Below are 15,050 nucleotides of genomic sequence, written 5' to 3' on the forward strand. Positions count from 1 at the left end.
TACTTCTCCCCTATTAAGTTTTCCTTAATAGCATTCATCATTTTTTTATTAACAGCCATACGCACCTTGCAATTCAATAAACCTTTCCTTGGTCATTTTAAATAAAATCTCACTATCAGACCTTGATACTATGTTAAACCCAAAGCTTTGTAGAGCCTTTTGACCTTTTTCATTTATCACATCATCATAAATAACTTGTCCACCGAAATCATAGAAATAGTAACTTAAGAGAAGACTTATTGCTTCTTTACCATATCCTTTGCCTCTATATTTACTTTGTATTTTTATATTGAAATCTGCCTTTTTCTCTTCTGCATCAAATCTATGAAAACTTACTTCTCCAACTGAGACGTCATCATTATTATAGATTAAGCAGTAAAAATTCTTTCCATCTGATGGGTCTACCATTTTTCTATACCATAATTCTCTTTTTTCTGTTGGAAAGGGTACAACTCCACCAACATCATTCATGGTTTCTTCATCTGACCATAACTCCGCTATAAAGTCTAATTCAGCAAAATCAGGCTGCCTTATATAAACTAATTTTTCATCTATTCTAAAGTTATTTAACAGTATTACTCCCTCCAAGCATCTTAATAAAATTTTTCTGACTCTTCCTATTAATATATTCATGATTTTCATAGAATTTATGAGCATTTAATCTATCAGCCCCTTGTATAAACTAAAATTTTGCCATAAAAATTTTAGTCCCCTCCACTTTCCATGAATTTAATGCTAATGATCTAAATATTATATTCAACTTTGGCAGTTCTAATAATCCCCATATAAATATCATTACAATAAACGTCATTAATTAATGCACCTTCTCTGTCTATTCCTTCTTTTACAAATCCACATTTTTCATAACATTTTATTGCCCTTGCGTTATAATCTAAGACTCTTAAATACACCTTATGATATTCTAAAACTTCAAAGGCATAATCTAAAACCATTTTAGTAACCTTTGTTCCAATCCCTGCGCCATACAAGTTGTTGTCATATATTTCAATAGATAATTTGGCTTTGTTATCTTCTTTATATGGCCTAAGGCCAACGATTCCAATACAATTGCCATTATACTCAATAACCCACTTACATGGATGTTGAATTATTCTTTCATACCATTTCATAGCTTCATCTATGGTGAATTCACCTAGCTTACTGATATTACCACCGCACATTATAACGCATTCCATATCTAGTCCTAACTTTTTACGGCTAGCAATATCTTCTTCTATTGGTTGCCTTAATATAATATTATAGTTTTCTAATTTCGGAGCATTATTCACACTATTACCCCCTACAATACTCAATTTAACTTTAATTCAAATATTTTTTCCTTATCATTGCTATTTACTTCTACAAAACCCATAGCTATAAATAAATTCTATGATCGCTTATTCTACATGACTGAATAATATTTTTAATAGCCATCTAACCTCCTTCTTATCACTAAGTCTTATGCTCCTAGCGGAATGTTTAATTCTATTATTGAATCTTCATTTTCATCAATAATTTCAACACTTATTGTATTAACAACTGTCCCAAATACATCATCTATATTCTTGGTTTCCTCTACTGCCATTTCAAAAGCGTCCAAATCACTAATACTACCAACAGTCATATGTGGCAAAAAATCTATCTCCTTTAACCATTGCGGGTAAAATTCTTTTAAAATCCCCTTATACAATCTTTTATGTATCTCTACTATTTGAGCATTACCTTCTTTTATATTTAGAAATAGATAGGTTCCTGCTAGGGTGGAAGCAGTAATTCCACTAAGGCTAATATGAAAAGCTTTTATGTCCAACACCATAATTTCTATATGCTCTTTTAGCTTATTTGTATCTATTTCACTTTCAAAAGGAAACACCAAGGTAATATGAGGTTTTACACACTCTGCAAGTGGATCATATTTTTTTCTTATATCATCTATAATCTCTTCATTTTCAAAATGTGGAAATATCATAATACATCGCTTTATCATATAATTCGCATACCTTCTTCAATCTTTTTCATATCCCAATTTACCATTCTCTCCTTAAAAATCTCATGCATCATGTTAATGCTTACCTCATTAAATTTAAGCCATTCATACTTATCATGTTCATCTGATAATTTAAAATCGCCCTCTTTTATTTTGCATAAATATATAACCCCTGTTATCTGATGATTTTTCGAAATAAAATTCCAGGTATCTAATAATCTTATAGGCTCTACAACAAAATTTGTTTCTTCCTTTAATTCTCTTATAAGAGTTTCTTCTGCGGTTTCTCCAAACTCCATCCTACCGCCTGGCAGTTCATAAAAATCATGCTTTGCTCCAGTCTTGTGTAATGCTAAATACTTACCATCTCTTAGTATAAGTGCTTTTGTAGCAAATTCGATTTTGCTCGTTTCCATTTAAATCACTCCAATATTTATAATTTTTGCTCTCAATTGGGTTAACTTACTTTCAAATTCATATAGCCCCTAAATATTTTAACATGTATACTTGATTATACCATTTTATACTAAATTTCTCTATCCGTTCCGCATTTCTATTTTACAGATTATTTTTAGATAAAAACAAGAGGCACTCCATAAGAGTACCTTTTCTAATCTGAACCAATACTTATATATTCATATAGGTCTTTTTTAATTTCACCCTATAGCCACTTGTTACTTTTCGTCGACTGTCCAATAATCTTTTGGCATTTGTACTACCTTCCCCGTCAGTGGATTAACCATAAAATATTTATTACCAATAGTTGATTTGATTTCATAATAATACGCTCTATTTGATACAAACAATTGTTCTGGGTTATTAACTAGAGGCACAGTATCTTTCTCCTTAGAAATGTCAATAAACACAGTATTTCTACTTGAATGTACATATCGCTGAACAATTTGCTTTCCTTCATCGTATGTATATTTTGGTAAAGTATAGTAAATTATTAAAGGTGAAATAAATAATATTAGCCCAATCGCAATAATTTTTAATTTCAAATAAGCATTTTGGTTTTTAAATAACGCTTTATAGTAAATTGGTTGACCTATAAACAAAATAAAAATTCCAATGTTGTATATTCCCGCATACTTATTGGCGATCTTGTAGGCAAAATACCATTCCAATAATGATATTAATGTAATACAAATAAATATAATATCCTTTGTTTTTTTATCTTTAAATATCTTCATTTATACCACTCCCATCTTCCTTCAATATTAATTCATATTCTCCTTCAATTTTTTTATTACTCATTAAGTCATCACCTGGGGTTATATAGTACTATCCAGGGCTAAATCTTTTCACTATTATATCATCCGTTTGAAATAAAATCCATATTTATAACTAATTTTACATTTCGACCTATGTAGCCCTTCTTTCTTTAGCTATTAAATTAATATTAATGAATAATTCTATGTATACTGAATAAAAAACACTCCTTATTGGCAATAATTGAAGTAAGTTAATTATTAAATATTAAGGGGGAGTATTCTTATGTCAGACATTTCTAAAGAGATTTTAAGAGATTATATCAAGGATCAAAATTTTACAAGTACAAATGAGATTCTAGCTTCTGTAAAGGACATGTTTAGAGACATCCTTCAAGAAGCATTAGAATCAGAGCTGACTTCACAACTTGGATATGACAAATACGATGTATCAGAAAAACAAACACTAAACAGTAGAAATGGACATTCTAAAAAGACCGTAAAATCCGAACTTGGAACAATAGTTCTTAACATACCGCGTGATAGAAAAGGTAAATTTAAATCTAAAATTTTGCCTAAGTATCAAAGAAATATAACCGGTATTGAAGATAAAATATTGGCTCTTTATGCAAGCGGAATGACTACAAGAAGCGTCGCTGAGCAAATTAAAAATCTATATGATGTTAAAATATCCGCTGAAACAGTATCAAATATATCAAACAAGATCATTCCTGTGCCTCTTCCTTAATGATTTTAGGTGTATTTTTTTATTTTAGTCATTATCCCTATATCCATTTATAAAATAAATAAACTGTACAATCTCACCTTTGATGAAGATGTACAGTTTTTATTTTTTTATTTTAAATTCTTTTATAATGGGTGGCACCTTTTTTTCTTATTATTAATGACCCCCTTCCATCAGAATATCAAGCATCCTACTCCTATTATTAATAAAACTCTTCATTATCTGATAGTTTTCAGTTTCCTCATATTCAACAACTTCTATCTTTTCTTTTATTTCATAAATGGTTGATTCAGGATAGGCCATTATAATTGGAGAATGGGTTGCAATAATAAATTGAGAACCCAACTTAATTAACTCATTTATCCTTGTAAGCATAGACATTTGCCTTGAAGGAGATAATGCAGCCTCTGGTTCGTCTAGTATATACAGCCCATTACTGCCAAACCTATTCATAAATACAGCAAAAAAAGACTCTCCATGAGATTGTTCATGTAGTGATTGCCCTCCGTAGGAAGACACCAGCCCTGGACTTTCTCTATCAAGTTCATCAATATTTGTTGCAAGATTATAGAAACTCTCCGCTCGCAAAAAAAATCCATTCTTAGGCTTTTTAACTCCCTTAACTAACTTTATATATTTGTATAATTCTGAGTGCGTATCCATAGATGAAAAGTTGAAATTAATTGTTCCACCTTCTGGATTAAAGCCATAGGCAGTTGCTATGGCCTCCAAAATCGTTGATTTACCCGATCCATTTTCCCCTACAATAAATGTTACTTTTGGATGAAACTCTAAACTTGATAGTTTCTCTATGGCAGGTAAGCAGAAAGGATATTTTGAAAAAGATTCTATATCATCTTTATTAAGTTGTATGCTTCTTAAATATTGACTACACTCTAACAACCCCATATTCATCCTCCAATTTAGTTTTCTATTCAAACAGTTCATTTATAATTGGAATAATATTGATTAATGGTTCTTCATAAGGATGAATTTCTTTAATAACCTTAATGACATTTTTAACGTATTCCCTTTTGCATCTTATCTCAATCTTACATTCTTCACCTTCATAATTTCATTCAAATATAATTTATATTATAGCACGTATTAGTAATATCCTTACATATTACAAAAGCCAAAAGTTCATGTTATAATGTAATTATTAATCCATTTCATGGTTAATGAGGGGTAGTATACGGCATGAATATTTTAAATTCAGGATACAAACATATAATCTGGGACTGGAATGGTACACTACTTAATGATGTAGAAGTGGTGATAAATGTTATGAATTGTCTATTACAAAAAAGAAAAATGCCTATAATTGATAAAGACATATATTTACAAATCTTTGATTTTCCTGTGATTAATTATTACACAAAGTTAGGATTCGATTTCTCATTGGAACCATTTGAAAAAATTGCAAATGAATATGTGGAACTATACAGAGATGCCTATGGAAGCTGCAATTTACAACAAGATGCGCAAAAAATATTAAAATTAGTAAGTGACTCTGATATAACTCAATCTATACTTTCAGCATCACAACAAATTTACTTAGATGAATCTATTGATTTTTACAAAATCAATGATTTTTTTGTTAAACTTGTTGGTTTAAATGATCATTATGCTGTGAGCAAGGTTGAAAATGGAAAAAGGTTGATTCGAGATCTTTCTCTTAACCCAAAGGAAGTGCTTTTAATTGGTGATACAGTTCATGATTATGAGGTGTCAAAAGCTATAGGTTGTGATTGTTTTTTAGTAGCCTGCGGCCACCAGCATTTAGATAAATTTAAAAATTATGATGTACCAGTATATAATTCTTTAAGTGATCTTATACTTTAATAATTACAACGGCCTCCACAAATAATACATTTTTAATCAAAACATGAAGGAGTATGTGGGGGATTATCCCTACATACTCCTTCATGTTTTTGAGCACATTTTATTTTCCAGTGAAATATCTTGTAATACCTACCATAGATTTTTCTACTTATTAGTGACCCCTATGCTTACTTTTCTTATTTTGTTGTCTTGATTCATATTTTCTTTGCTTTTCTTCTTCTTTTTCTTCTCTTGAAACTATCTTTTTTTCTGTTTTGTTTATCTCATGTTGTAGTTGCATAGCAAGTTGAGCTTTTGTACCTATCCCTTTGTTTTCCATTTCTTTTTTTATTTCTCTTTGGTATCTTTTAGGATTTATCCTTCCTTTTTCAACAGATTCAATACATAAAGGACTACTAAACCTTAAATTATAAAAGTTTTTTAATATAAAATCAAACACTTCATAATCTTTTGGTTCAGCCCCAAAGGTAATCTTAGATACTTCATATTTTCCACCATAGACCTTTTCAAATACTCCTACCCAAAATCCCCCTTCAAAAAATACATTTAATTTAATACTAATTTCCATTTAATACTTCCTCCTGCTTATTAATCTTTACTAAAGAGAGTGGACGACCCCAGGAGGGAAGGATACTGCTACCTATAAAACAATAGATAGGTTCGGACTACCAACCGAAGCTGTGATTTTATCTCTATTTAAACCATATTACTATATTTTGTAGATTAAAAAAAAACGCTTTAAACCCTTCTTAACTTTTTTAAAAGTTCATCATATCTAATCCTATTCATTATCATACGCATTTATGGCTATTGGCAATGCTTGGATTACTATATTACCTACTGCAGGCAGTCCAACCAAAACAGCACTTATTATTTCCTCTCTTGTGGCTCCAAGTGATTTCGCATGTTTAACATGGAAAGGTAGCCCTCCCTCAAGTCTTGCCGAAGCTAGCACTGCAATGTATGCCAACTCCTCTGTTTTTGAATCTAGTTTACTTATAGCATCTAATTTTTGTACTGTTTCCATCCATATCTTTTGATATTCTGGTGCTTCCTTAATAAAAGTTTGGAATGCGTTACTTACTGATGACATATCACTCATTACAACTTCCTCCTCATAATATATTTAAATATTTATTATTTCTTTAAAAGTTCTCACTTATAAACTCTTCCAGCCATGAGATTTCAGTATCCAAAAGTGCTAATGGTCTTTCAAATAATGCTTTTATATGCGGCCTTTGCCTCGCTGTAGGATGCTGGTCATATCTTTCAAGTAAAAATTCTTTTCTCTTAATTAAATTTTCTTTGTGATTAGTTAAAGCTTCCTTTAATTCTTCTTTTATTAATAAATAGGAAAACAGCATACCTATGTCAAATTCACTTGGATCACTGTTATATTCACTTATCATCTTGATAATCTGCTCTTTAATAAGTACTTTTGTTTCATCCTTGATCGAATATACTTTCCTCTTAGGTGAACCATATTCTTTTTCGTATTTTGAAACTATATACCCATTCTTTTCAAGTTTGTTTAAAGAATTATAGATTGATGAAAATCCAATATTGGTCCACCCTCTCATATTTCTTTGTTCTATTACAGTTTCAAATTCATACCCATAATAATCTTTGTCACATAAAAGAGATAAAAGTATGACTTCAATCTGCGTCATTTTCTCTCCTCCTTTGCTATTCTAATAATAGAATAGCATTATATGAAATATATGTCAATATTATATGTTGATTAATGTAGCTATCAATATATCATAAAGGATTGCAGTGGAATTATTCCTGCAATCCTTTATATTTTTGAGCAAACTTTATTATTTTGAGTCAAGATTTGTTGTTTGCGCACACTTTACTATATCTGATATTTCTTCAATGATATAGTCATATGCATCTACTTCACCAAATCCATAGCTAGCAAATATAAAAGGTATATTTGCGAGTTTTGCAGCATCACAATCTCCCTGCGTATCTCCTACGTATACAGGGTGTTCAAGATTATTTCTCTTCATAATAACCTTAATGTTCTCACCTTTTACTAAACTTGAATTTCCTGCACATTCAAAGTCTTTAAAATATTTACCGAGTTTATGGTACTCAAGAAAGACTTCTATATATCCACATTGGCAGTTACTTACTATGAATAATGAATAACTTTTAGAAAGTGTTTGTAAAATACTTTCTAGGTCTTTATATAGCATGCCACCTTCCTTTAAAAGTAATTTTCTTTCTTCTTCACAGCAGAGTTGTAAAATCTTTGTTTGTCCAGCTTCCTCTAAATAAGGGAATAGTTTAGCGCCTATCTGCTGAGCTTGTAGCCCCATAATACTTTGCAATACCTCTCGTGTAATAGGACTCCTGACTTCTTTATTATTTTGACATACTCTATCCCAAGCTTTTAACACTGTCTTAGTTGAATCCCAAAGCGTTCCATCTAAATCAAAAATAATCGAATCTATATTCATTGTTTATCTCCTCTATTTCAAATACATATTTGTAAACTTAACCCCTAAGAAAAATCTCATTTTATGATATAACCTCTCAGCTGATTACCCATAGTAATCCATAATATTATTACTGGGATATTTTATTTATTTTTTTATTTTACTATTGAAGCTGCCTCTGTCTTCCCTTCAAGAAACCAACTAAATGGAAGAGAGAATTGAAGATATTTGAATACCCAATTTTGCTTTTCTCGAATAAGTACTGCTTCAAACCTAAATGGCCAAACATATTCTTCTCCTCTAGCATTTTCCTTGAGGGTGCCTGCAATTCTTCTTCTTATGTTAAAAAGCTTATCCTTATCATCTAAATCACTTGTAAATATATTCTTGATTATATCTACAGTATTATCAAAAGCACTGTTTTCGGAAATTATCTTTTTCATAGTGCCATGCGTGACTATCCAAACCACATCTTCGTTGGAATTAATTAAACAATCCTCATAATCTAATTTCATTTCATCGTAGCATGCTCTATGATTTTCTATCAAGTTCTTTATTTCCTCTTGGTTACTATAAACTGTTTTGTCTGTATTAATAATTAATGGATTTTCTGTGAAATATTTACTAGCTATTGTTCCTATCTCATTATGGGCTTCCAAGTATTCATTATTAAAAGCTTGTAGAAGTTTTAATATTTCATCTTTATATACTAATGTATTATTAATAGAATACTCCTTCATTTTGTCTCCTTCTGCATTAAAACTCTCTATATCACCAGAAATATTATCAATTCGTGCATCTGGCATATATCCCACTACCGGCAGTGAAAATTGCATTTGTCTTATTATCCATCGATTTTCTTTCTTGATTAACACAAAAGAAATACGCAAATCCCATAAATAATGTCTTTCCTCACCATCCCATTTATTTAACAAATGACATAGCTTCCAATTGATTTCAGTTAACTTTACTTTATCAGGTTTTTTGCTATCAGAAGAAACTCCATCAAAATATTCTTTAATATAGCCCAAATACCGTGTATAAGTATCCTCATTGCTATAAAAAGAATATTTAATTGTACCTGTAGTGTGGATTAAAGCTGTGTTCCCAAGTGGTATTATAGTAGCTTCATCAGCCTTAATTCTCAAATCTCCCCAATATTCCCAATCACTTAAAAATATATCTTTAACTTCTGCATGACCTAAACACAATTCACCGCAGCTTGTGCCAAGCACAATTACCTTTTCATCTTTATCAAATAACGCATCCATGAAACTATCAACTTTGCTTACATCTCTTTGTATATAAGCCTCTTCAAATATATTTAATACTTCTCTTAATTCATTATTAATTTCATTTTTCATACATATACACCCCTTATTAATATGTTTTTGTTCTTTTAGTTTTATATATCCTAATTCAATAATATTTAATGCTAAATTTACTTCTCTGCATAAACTAAAAAGACTGTAATAAAGCAAAGCCTTATTACAGTCTAAAAAACGTCTACAATATTTTACATAACAAAATAAGCATGTACTAAATAAATTCTAAGGATTCTGCAAGGGTACCCAAAAGAGCAATCCAAGTTCTTGCGATATAATTTCTCAACTTAATATTGAAATTTAACACCACTAATAAACCTGTACCTAGCCTGAATTTATAATAGTAAATAAAATGTAAAACAAAGGATTTTAATTTTAGTCCTATAAATTTGACAGTCTCTACTTGCAAAGCTCTAAAAGAAGTAAAACAAATAAACCTAATGAATTAGGTAATTTAAAACTCTTTTAATTTTAATTTTCTATTTGGAAAATTAATTAGCAAGTAGTAATGATCATTTTATAGCACCTCCTATGTATTTATGTGTAAATTATACCTATTTTAGGGTTAAAAGTCAAGAAATTTATCAATTTTAATCCTTTAGATAATATTTTTTCTGGCTTTATGAGACTGAGGGTCATTCAACCTTACAAAACTGTAAGGTTTTATTATATAAATCAATTTATTAGTTTCCTTAATTCATATACAATTTATTTATGTTTGGAGCCTTTAAATTAACACCAAACAAATCAATTAAGAGAAATTAAGGAGGTCTACTACTATGAAAAAATCTACCACTTATATGCAAAGATTTTTAATAATTTTTATAGTTATTGCATATGTGCTTCCGTCTTTATGCTTTCAAATAAAATCCTTAGCACATATTCTAAGTACGGAGCAAACTGTTACAACAAAAGAAAGTAAAGAAAAAAATTCTATATCTTTATTAGGTAACAACAATAAAGAGCCTTTAAATAAGGACAATGTAGAAAAGTTTGCAGATGGTCTTTTCAATGAACAGATTAAAAAATTTAATGTGCCTGGAGCAGTTTTTGCTGTTGTTAAAGACAATACTGTTCTTTTTGAAAAAGGATATGGATATTCAGATATAGATAAAAAAATACCTGTTGATCCTAAGACAACTGTTTTTAGAGTAGCTTCAATTTCAAAACTTTTTACTGCTACAGCTGTTATGCAGCTAAAAGAAAAAGGTAAGGTAAATTTAAAGGAAGATGTAAATAAATATTTAAAGGATTTTAAAATAGAAAACAAATACTCAAAACCTGTAACACTTGAAAATCTCTTGACTCACACCGCTGGTTTTGATGAAAGAATTATCGGAGAATCTGTAACAAAAAGTTATCTACAAGAAAAACCACTAAAAGATAACTTAATATCTCGCCTTCGTCCTATAATTCGTGAACCTGGTGAAGCTCCCCAGTACAGTAACTATGGTATGTCTGTAGCTGGTTATGTTGTTGAAAGTATGACTGGTACTCCTTTTAATAAGTATATGGAAGATAATATATTGAAGCCTCTGCATATGAATAACAGTAGTTTTTCTTTCAACAAAAAAATACGTGGCAACTTATCTAAGGGATATGATTACAAAAATGGCATCTATAAAAAAGTTCCTGTATATGGATCCACCTTTGCGCCAGTTGGTGGATTAAAAACCACAGCAGATGATATGACTAAATTTATGATGGCACATTTAAATCATGGTACCTATGATAATACAACCATCTTGAATAAAGATACTACAGAGGATATGCATAAAAAGCACTTTCCATTGGATATAAATATTCCCGGTTTATGCTATGGATTTGAAGAAAACAATATAAATGGGGTGAGAGTACTTGCCCATGGAGGTAACGATTATGGTTTTAATAGTCTCTTATATTTAATACCAGGCAGTAATTTGGGATTTTTTATTTCAACCAATGGTGATAACGGAGCCAATATATGTGGAAGTATGGCCAATGAATTCATGACTAAATATTATCCACAATCTAAAGCACAAACCAGTATGGATAATGAAGTTAAATTTACAAAAAGTAATTTAAAAGAACTTAAAGGTGTTTACCAAGCTAGTAGATATCCAAGAAATGAAATAGGGAAATTAGTGAAATTAGCACCGCTACTAGTTCCGACCTTAAATATAAAAAGCAAGTCAGATGCATTAATCGTAAAATACCCAGGTGGGCAAGATATCTATAAAGAAATAGAACCTTTACTTTTTAAGAATGTGGAAAGAGGTGATACTATTGCCTTTAAATCAAATAAACAAGGAAATATATCTTATATGTTTTATCCTGGTTCACCAATTGCCTATGAGAAAATTCATTGGTATGAAAACCCTATGTTGCATAAAATCATTTTTGTGCTTTTCTCAATATTATTTTTAGGTCTGTTCATTACAATGATATTGATCAATCTAAGAAAAAAAGCTACTGAAGAACCTTTACTTTTTAAATACCATAGATGGATTATACCCTCTATCTGCATTTTAAATTTAGTATTTTTACTAGGTATGACTAAAGAATGTATTGTTTTATCCTCATCCCCTACTTTTTTACCAGAATTACCTAAGATGATGATATATCTATTAGTTATTCCAATAATAACTACCATAATTACTTTTGCACTAATGATTTCAACATTGATATATTGGAATAAAGAAAAATCTAATTCCGGTATACTTGTGCGTAATATACTAATTTGTTGTGTATTTTTAATTTTTAGCCTTTTCCTAAATTATTGGAATCTCTTAGGATTCAAGTTTTAGTTAAAAATTAGACTTAAGTTTCCATTGCCATCAAATGCAGTCTTCTTTCCGCCTTTTTAAATTATGATATAATATAGTAAAGTTACTATATTATATCTTAACTTTAAAAAGGAGGAATCTGTTTTGTATAAGATACTTGTTGTTGAAGATGATACTCGGCTAAATAAACTTGTAACAGAGCATCTTCAAAAATATAGATATGATGTTACTTACATACAAGATTTTAAAAATGTAGATTTGGAACTAGAAAATTCAAAAGCTGACTTGATTCTTTTAGATATAAATCTTCCATATTCCGATGGGTTTCAATTGTGTAAAACTTTTAGAAGAACCTCAAAAATACCTGTAATCATTATTTCTTCAAGAAATAGTGGAGGGGAACAAATACGTGGACTTGAACTCGGAGCAGATGATTATATTACAAAACCTTTTAACTTTGACTTTCTGCTTGCTAAGATACAAGCAGCAATACGAAGAGTGTACGGTGAATATGCAAATGAATCAAGTATAATTGAAAGTATGGGAGGTATTAAGCTTAATAAAGATACTTTTAAAATACATTATAATGGAATTGAACTTGAGCTTAGTAAAAATGAGTTCAAGCTCTTAAGTATACTTATTAAGAATGAAAATAGAATAGTCGGTAGGGAATACCTTTTAGAAGAGCTTTGGGATGATACCACTTTTGTAGATGATAACACGTTAACAGTTAATATAGCAAGAATAAGAACTAAGCTTAAAGAGTTTGGTGTTAGTGAAGTTATCTCAACCAAATGGGGCATAGGATATATGTTTCAATGTGATTCTGAGCAAGAGGGCTAAATATGAACAAAAAGATATTAATAAATTTTGCAAAGGATAAACTATCACTTACTATTGTATATTTTCTTAGTACAATTTTGATTCTTCTTTACATTTACTCATTAGGTACCCAAATTGATGTGTTATATCCTTTGTTACTATCTATAGTACTATACGTACTTTTAATATTAAGTGAGTGGTCCAAATATTATAAATTTAATAGAAGTCTCAATGAAGGCATAGAAAATAGGTACTTTAATTTAAATCCAAAGACAAATCAACAGCTAGAAACAGCTAGGGCTATATTTAAAATTCATGAAAACTATACAAATAAAATAAGTAAAATTCATGCACAAAATACAGATAATAAGTATTTTTTATCTCAATGGATTCATAATATAAAGACTCCACCTTCAATAATTGATCTTATCATTCAAAAAGCTACTAAAGAAACAAGCTTTAGTAACGAGGATTTCACAATGAACCAAATGAATATATTAAGATTATTCTTTGATATAAGAGAAGAAAATAATAAAGTTAAGAATGGTTTAGATCAAATTCTAAACATTAGTAGATTAAATGATTTTTCAAAAGATTATGAGCCTCAAACAGCGGACCTCGTGCAATTATTGAAGGAGGTCATCAATAATAAAAAAAGTCAATTTATCTATAATAATGTATTTCCTAAAATAGAATTTAAATATGAAAAAATATTGATTGTTACAGATGAAAAGTGGAATAAATTTATGCTTGAACAACTTATAGCAAATGCTATTAAATATTCTAAAGATAACAAAGAAAATACATATATATTTTTTAATATATATAGAACTGATAAAGAAACAAAGTTAACAATTAGAGATGAAGGCATTGGAATTCCCAGCTATGATATAAAAAGAGTTTTTGAACCATTTTTCACAGGAGAAAACGGAAGAAAGGTGGGCGATGCTACTGGCATAGGCCTATATATATGCAAAGTAATATCAAAGAAGTTGAATCATAGCATAACCATAGAATCTGAGATTAATAAAGGAACTACTATTTCAGTTACTTATCCATCAAAAATTTAAAGACAATGGGGGGATTTCATTGGAAGTTTTATGTGCTGAGGATATTGTTAAGGTGTATGGAGGAAATTTAGAAGTTAACTCTAATAATGTATTAAACGGTATAAATCTAAGCATTGAAAGTGGAGAATTTACTGCTATTATGGGACAATCAGGAAGTGGTAAAACAACTCTGCTTAATATATTATCAGGTATTGACAGGCCTAATAGTGGAACAGTGAAAATAATGAATAAATATATAACTTCCTTAAGCAAAAAAGAAAAATCTATTTTTAGGCGTGAAAATTTAGGAATTATATTTCAAAGCTTTAATCTTCTTGATAATATTACGCTTGCAGAAAATGCTGCACTTCCATTGATATTTAAGGGAATCAGTGCCCCAATAATTGATGAAAAAATAAAAGAATATTTTATGTTTTTTGATATATACGATATTAGAAATAGATATCCCTATAATGTGTCTGTAGGAGAACAACAAAGAGCAGCCGCATGTAGAGCTCTAATAAATGATCCATATATTATTTTAGCTGATGAACCAACTGGAAGTCTTGATCCAAATACTTCTAAAAAATTTATGAAGTACTTACAAATGATAAATGATGCGAAAAAAGCAACAATTCTTATGGTTACGCATGACATATACGCTGCAAGCTACTGCAGACGAGTGATTTTCATAAAATCCGGAAAAATATTTGTAGATATATATAACAAAGGAGATCAAAATGCCTTTTTTAATAGAATATTGGATACTCTAGCAGTGATTAGTGGTGAATGATATGAATTATGGAAAGATGCTTAAACAAACTATAAAATTAAATTTAGATCAATATTTTTTG

General features: G+C 29.8%; 17 protein-coding genes and 1 pseudogene. 6 read left to right on the top strand and 12 right to left on the bottom strand.

Annotated elements, in window-relative coordinates; translation table 11 throughout:
• Nucleotides 1-48 precede the first annotated feature (48 nt).
• From G9F70_RS22410 to G9F70_RS22430, 5 genes are all read right to left on the bottom strand, one after another.
• On the bottom strand, nucleotides 49-642 hold the full coding sequence (locus G9F70_RS22410) for a GNAT family N-acetyltransferase (protein ID WP_224617740.1): 594 nt from the start codon (nucleotides 640-642) through the stop codon (nucleotides 49-51).
• Between the two features lie 101 nt (nucleotides 643-743).
• Nucleotides 744-1,289, bottom strand: coding sequence for a GNAT family N-acetyltransferase (locus G9F70_RS22415; RefSeq protein WP_164946710.1), 546 nt, complete (start codon nucleotides 1,287-1,289; stop codon nucleotides 744-746).
• 170 nt (nucleotides 1,290-1,459) lie between these two features.
• On the bottom strand, nucleotides 1,460-1,987 hold the full coding sequence (locus tag G9F70_RS22420) for a 2'-5' RNA ligase family protein (protein WP_164946711.1): 528 nt from the start codon (nucleotides 1,985-1,987) through the stop codon (nucleotides 1,460-1,462).
• A complete protein-coding gene (locus G9F70_RS22425; protein ID WP_164946712.1) occupies nucleotides 1,984-2,403 on the bottom strand; it encodes an NUDIX hydrolase in 420 nt (139 codons plus the stop codon). The genes G9F70_RS22420 and G9F70_RS22425 overlap by 4 nt, the downstream gene beginning before the upstream one ends.
• 258 nt (nucleotides 2,404-2,661) lie before the next feature.
• Nucleotides 2,662-3,180 (bottom strand): hypothetical protein, encoded by a 519-nt coding sequence (locus tag G9F70_RS22430; RefSeq protein WP_164946713.1) that lies wholly within the window; start codon nucleotides 3,178-3,180, stop codon nucleotides 2,662-2,664.
• A 304-nt stretch (nucleotides 3,181-3,484) separates the two neighbouring features.
• Between G9F70_RS22430 and G9F70_RS22435 the strand changes: the two genes are divergently transcribed.
• A complete protein-coding gene (locus G9F70_RS22435) occupies nucleotides 3,485-3,946 on the top strand; it encodes a transposase (protein WP_164946714.1) in 462 nt (153 codons plus the stop codon).
• A 153-nt stretch (nucleotides 3,947-4,099) separates the two neighbouring features.
• On the opposite strand, the gene G9F70_RS22440 is transcribed toward G9F70_RS22435, so the two are convergent.
• Together G9F70_RS22440 and G9F70_RS22445 are read right to left on the bottom strand one after the other, a co-directional pair.
• A complete protein-coding gene (locus G9F70_RS22440) occupies nucleotides 4,100-4,852 on the bottom strand; it encodes an AAA family ATPase (protein WP_164946715.1) in 753 nt (250 codons plus the stop codon).
• A gap of 22 nt (nucleotides 4,853-4,874) precedes the next feature.
• A pseudogene (locus tag G9F70_RS22445) lies at nucleotides 4,875-5,000 on the bottom strand (cytochrome C biogenesis protein); the annotation flags it as partial.
• 143 nt (nucleotides 5,001-5,143) lie between these two features.
• Between G9F70_RS22445 and G9F70_RS22450 the strand changes: the two are divergent.
• A complete protein-coding gene (locus G9F70_RS22450; protein ID WP_164946716.1) occupies nucleotides 5,144-5,788 on the top strand; it encodes an HAD family hydrolase in 645 nt (214 codons plus the stop codon).
• Nucleotides 5,789-5,939: 151 nt separating this feature from the next.
• Here G9F70_RS22450 and G9F70_RS22455 read toward each other — a convergent pair whose 3' ends face one another.
• The 5 genes from G9F70_RS22455 to G9F70_RS22475 form a co-directional block, all read right to left on the bottom strand.
• Nucleotides 5,940-6,356: a YjdF family protein gene (locus G9F70_RS22455; protein ID WP_164946717.1), complete on the bottom strand. Its 417-nt coding sequence runs from the start codon at nucleotides 6,354-6,356 to the stop codon at nucleotides 5,940-5,942.
• 213 nt (nucleotides 6,357-6,569) lie between these two features.
• The gene (locus G9F70_RS22460) at nucleotides 6,570-6,890 is read right to left on the bottom strand and encodes a carboxymuconolactone decarboxylase family protein (RefSeq protein WP_164946718.1); all 321 of its coding nucleotides are present in this window, start codon (nucleotides 6,888-6,890) and stop codon (nucleotides 6,570-6,572) included.
• A 43-nt stretch (nucleotides 6,891-6,933) separates the two neighbouring features.
• Nucleotides 6,934-7,458, bottom strand: coding sequence for a PadR family transcriptional regulator (locus tag G9F70_RS22465; RefSeq protein WP_164946719.1), 525 nt, complete (start codon nucleotides 7,456-7,458; stop codon nucleotides 6,934-6,936).
• 150 nt (nucleotides 7,459-7,608) lie between these two features.
• On the bottom strand, nucleotides 7,609-8,256 hold the full coding sequence (locus tag G9F70_RS22470) for an HAD family hydrolase (protein ID WP_164946720.1): 648 nt from the start codon (nucleotides 8,254-8,256) through the stop codon (nucleotides 7,609-7,611).
• A gap of 134 nt (nucleotides 8,257-8,390) precedes the next feature.
• Nucleotides 8,391-9,599, bottom strand: a complete 1,209-nt coding sequence (locus tag G9F70_RS22475) for a hypothetical protein (protein ID WP_164946721.1) — start codon at nucleotides 9,597-9,599, stop codon at nucleotides 8,391-8,393.
• Between the two features lie 740 nt (nucleotides 9,600-10,339).
• Here G9F70_RS22475 and G9F70_RS22480 point away from each other — a divergent pair.
• From G9F70_RS22480 to G9F70_RS22495, 4 genes are all read left to right on the top strand, one after another.
• Nucleotides 10,340-12,346: a serine hydrolase domain-containing protein gene (locus G9F70_RS22480; RefSeq protein ID WP_164946722.1), complete on the top strand. Its 2,007-nt coding sequence runs from the start codon at nucleotides 10,340-10,342 to the stop codon at nucleotides 12,344-12,346.
• A 123-nt stretch (nucleotides 12,347-12,469) separates the two neighbouring features.
• Nucleotides 12,470-13,168: a response regulator transcription factor gene (locus G9F70_RS22485; protein ID WP_164946723.1), complete on the top strand. Its 699-nt coding sequence runs from the start codon at nucleotides 12,470-12,472 to the stop codon at nucleotides 13,166-13,168.
• A gap of 2 nt (nucleotides 13,169-13,170) precedes the next feature.
• A complete protein-coding gene (locus tag G9F70_RS22490; RefSeq protein WP_164946724.1) occupies nucleotides 13,171-14,217 on the top strand; it encodes a sensor histidine kinase in 1,047 nt (348 codons plus the stop codon).
• Between the two features lie 19 nt (nucleotides 14,218-14,236).
• Complete coding sequence (locus G9F70_RS22495) at nucleotides 14,237-14,989, top strand: ABC transporter ATP-binding protein (RefSeq protein ID WP_125002566.1); 753 nt, start codon at nucleotides 14,237-14,239, stop codon at nucleotides 14,987-14,989.
• Nucleotides 14,990-15,050 lie beyond the last annotated feature (61 nt).

The sequence above is a fragment of the Clostridium sp. FP1 genome (genome assembly GCF_011065975.2).
GTDB lineage: Bacteria > Bacillota > Clostridia > Clostridiales > Clostridiaceae > Clostridium_AD > Clostridium_AD tagluense.

Bases quoted from the DNA above. Each gene is read 5' to 3' on its own strand.
- G9F70_RS22410 (WP_224617740.1), bottom strand. From the start codon at position 642: ATGAAAATCATGAATATATTAATAGGAAGAGTCAGAAAAATTTTATTA.
- G9F70_RS22460 (WP_164946718.1), bottom strand. From the start codon at position 6,890: ATGAGTGATATGTCATCAGTAAGTAACGCATTCCAAACTTTTATTAAG.
- G9F70_RS22430 (WP_164946713.1), bottom strand. From the start codon at position 3,180: ATGAAGATATTTAAAGATAAAAAAACAAAGGATATTATATTTATTTGT.
- G9F70_RS22425 (WP_164946712.1), bottom strand. From the start codon at position 2,403: ATGGAAACGAGCAAAATCGAATTTGCTACAAAAGCACTTATACTAAGA.
- G9F70_RS22475 (WP_164946721.1), bottom strand. From the start codon at position 9,599: ATGAAAAATGAAATTAATAATGAATTAAGAGAAGTATTAAATATATTT.
- G9F70_RS22455 (WP_164946717.1), bottom strand. From the start codon at position 6,356: ATGGAAATTAGTATTAAATTAAATGTATTTTTTGAAGGGGGATTTTGG.
- G9F70_RS22420 (WP_164946711.1), bottom strand. From the start codon at position 1,987: ATGATAAAGCGATGTATTATGATATTTCCACATTTTGAAAATGAAGAG.
- G9F70_RS22470 (WP_164946720.1), bottom strand. From the start codon at position 8,256: ATGAATATAGATTCGATTATTTTTGATTTAGATGGAACGCTTTGGGAT.
- G9F70_RS22435 (WP_164946714.1), top strand. From the start codon at position 3,485: ATGTCAGACATTTCTAAAGAGATTTTAAGAGATTATATCAAGGATCAA.
- G9F70_RS22450 (WP_164946716.1), top strand. From the start codon at position 5,144: ATGAATATTTTAAATTCAGGATACAAACATATAATCTGGGACTGGAAT.
- G9F70_RS22465 (WP_164946719.1), bottom strand. From the start codon at position 7,458: ATGACGCAGATTGAAGTCATACTTTTATCTCTTTTATGTGACAAAGAT.
- G9F70_RS22490 (WP_164946724.1), top strand. From the start codon at position 13,171: ATGAACAAAAAGATATTAATAAATTTTGCAAAGGATAAACTATCACTT.
- G9F70_RS22440 (WP_164946715.1), bottom strand. From the start codon at position 4,852: ATGGGGTTGTTAGAGTGTAGTCAATATTTAAGAAGCATACAACTTAAT.
- G9F70_RS22480 (WP_164946722.1), top strand. From the start codon at position 10,340: ATGAAAAAATCTACCACTTATATGCAAAGATTTTTAATAATTTTTATA.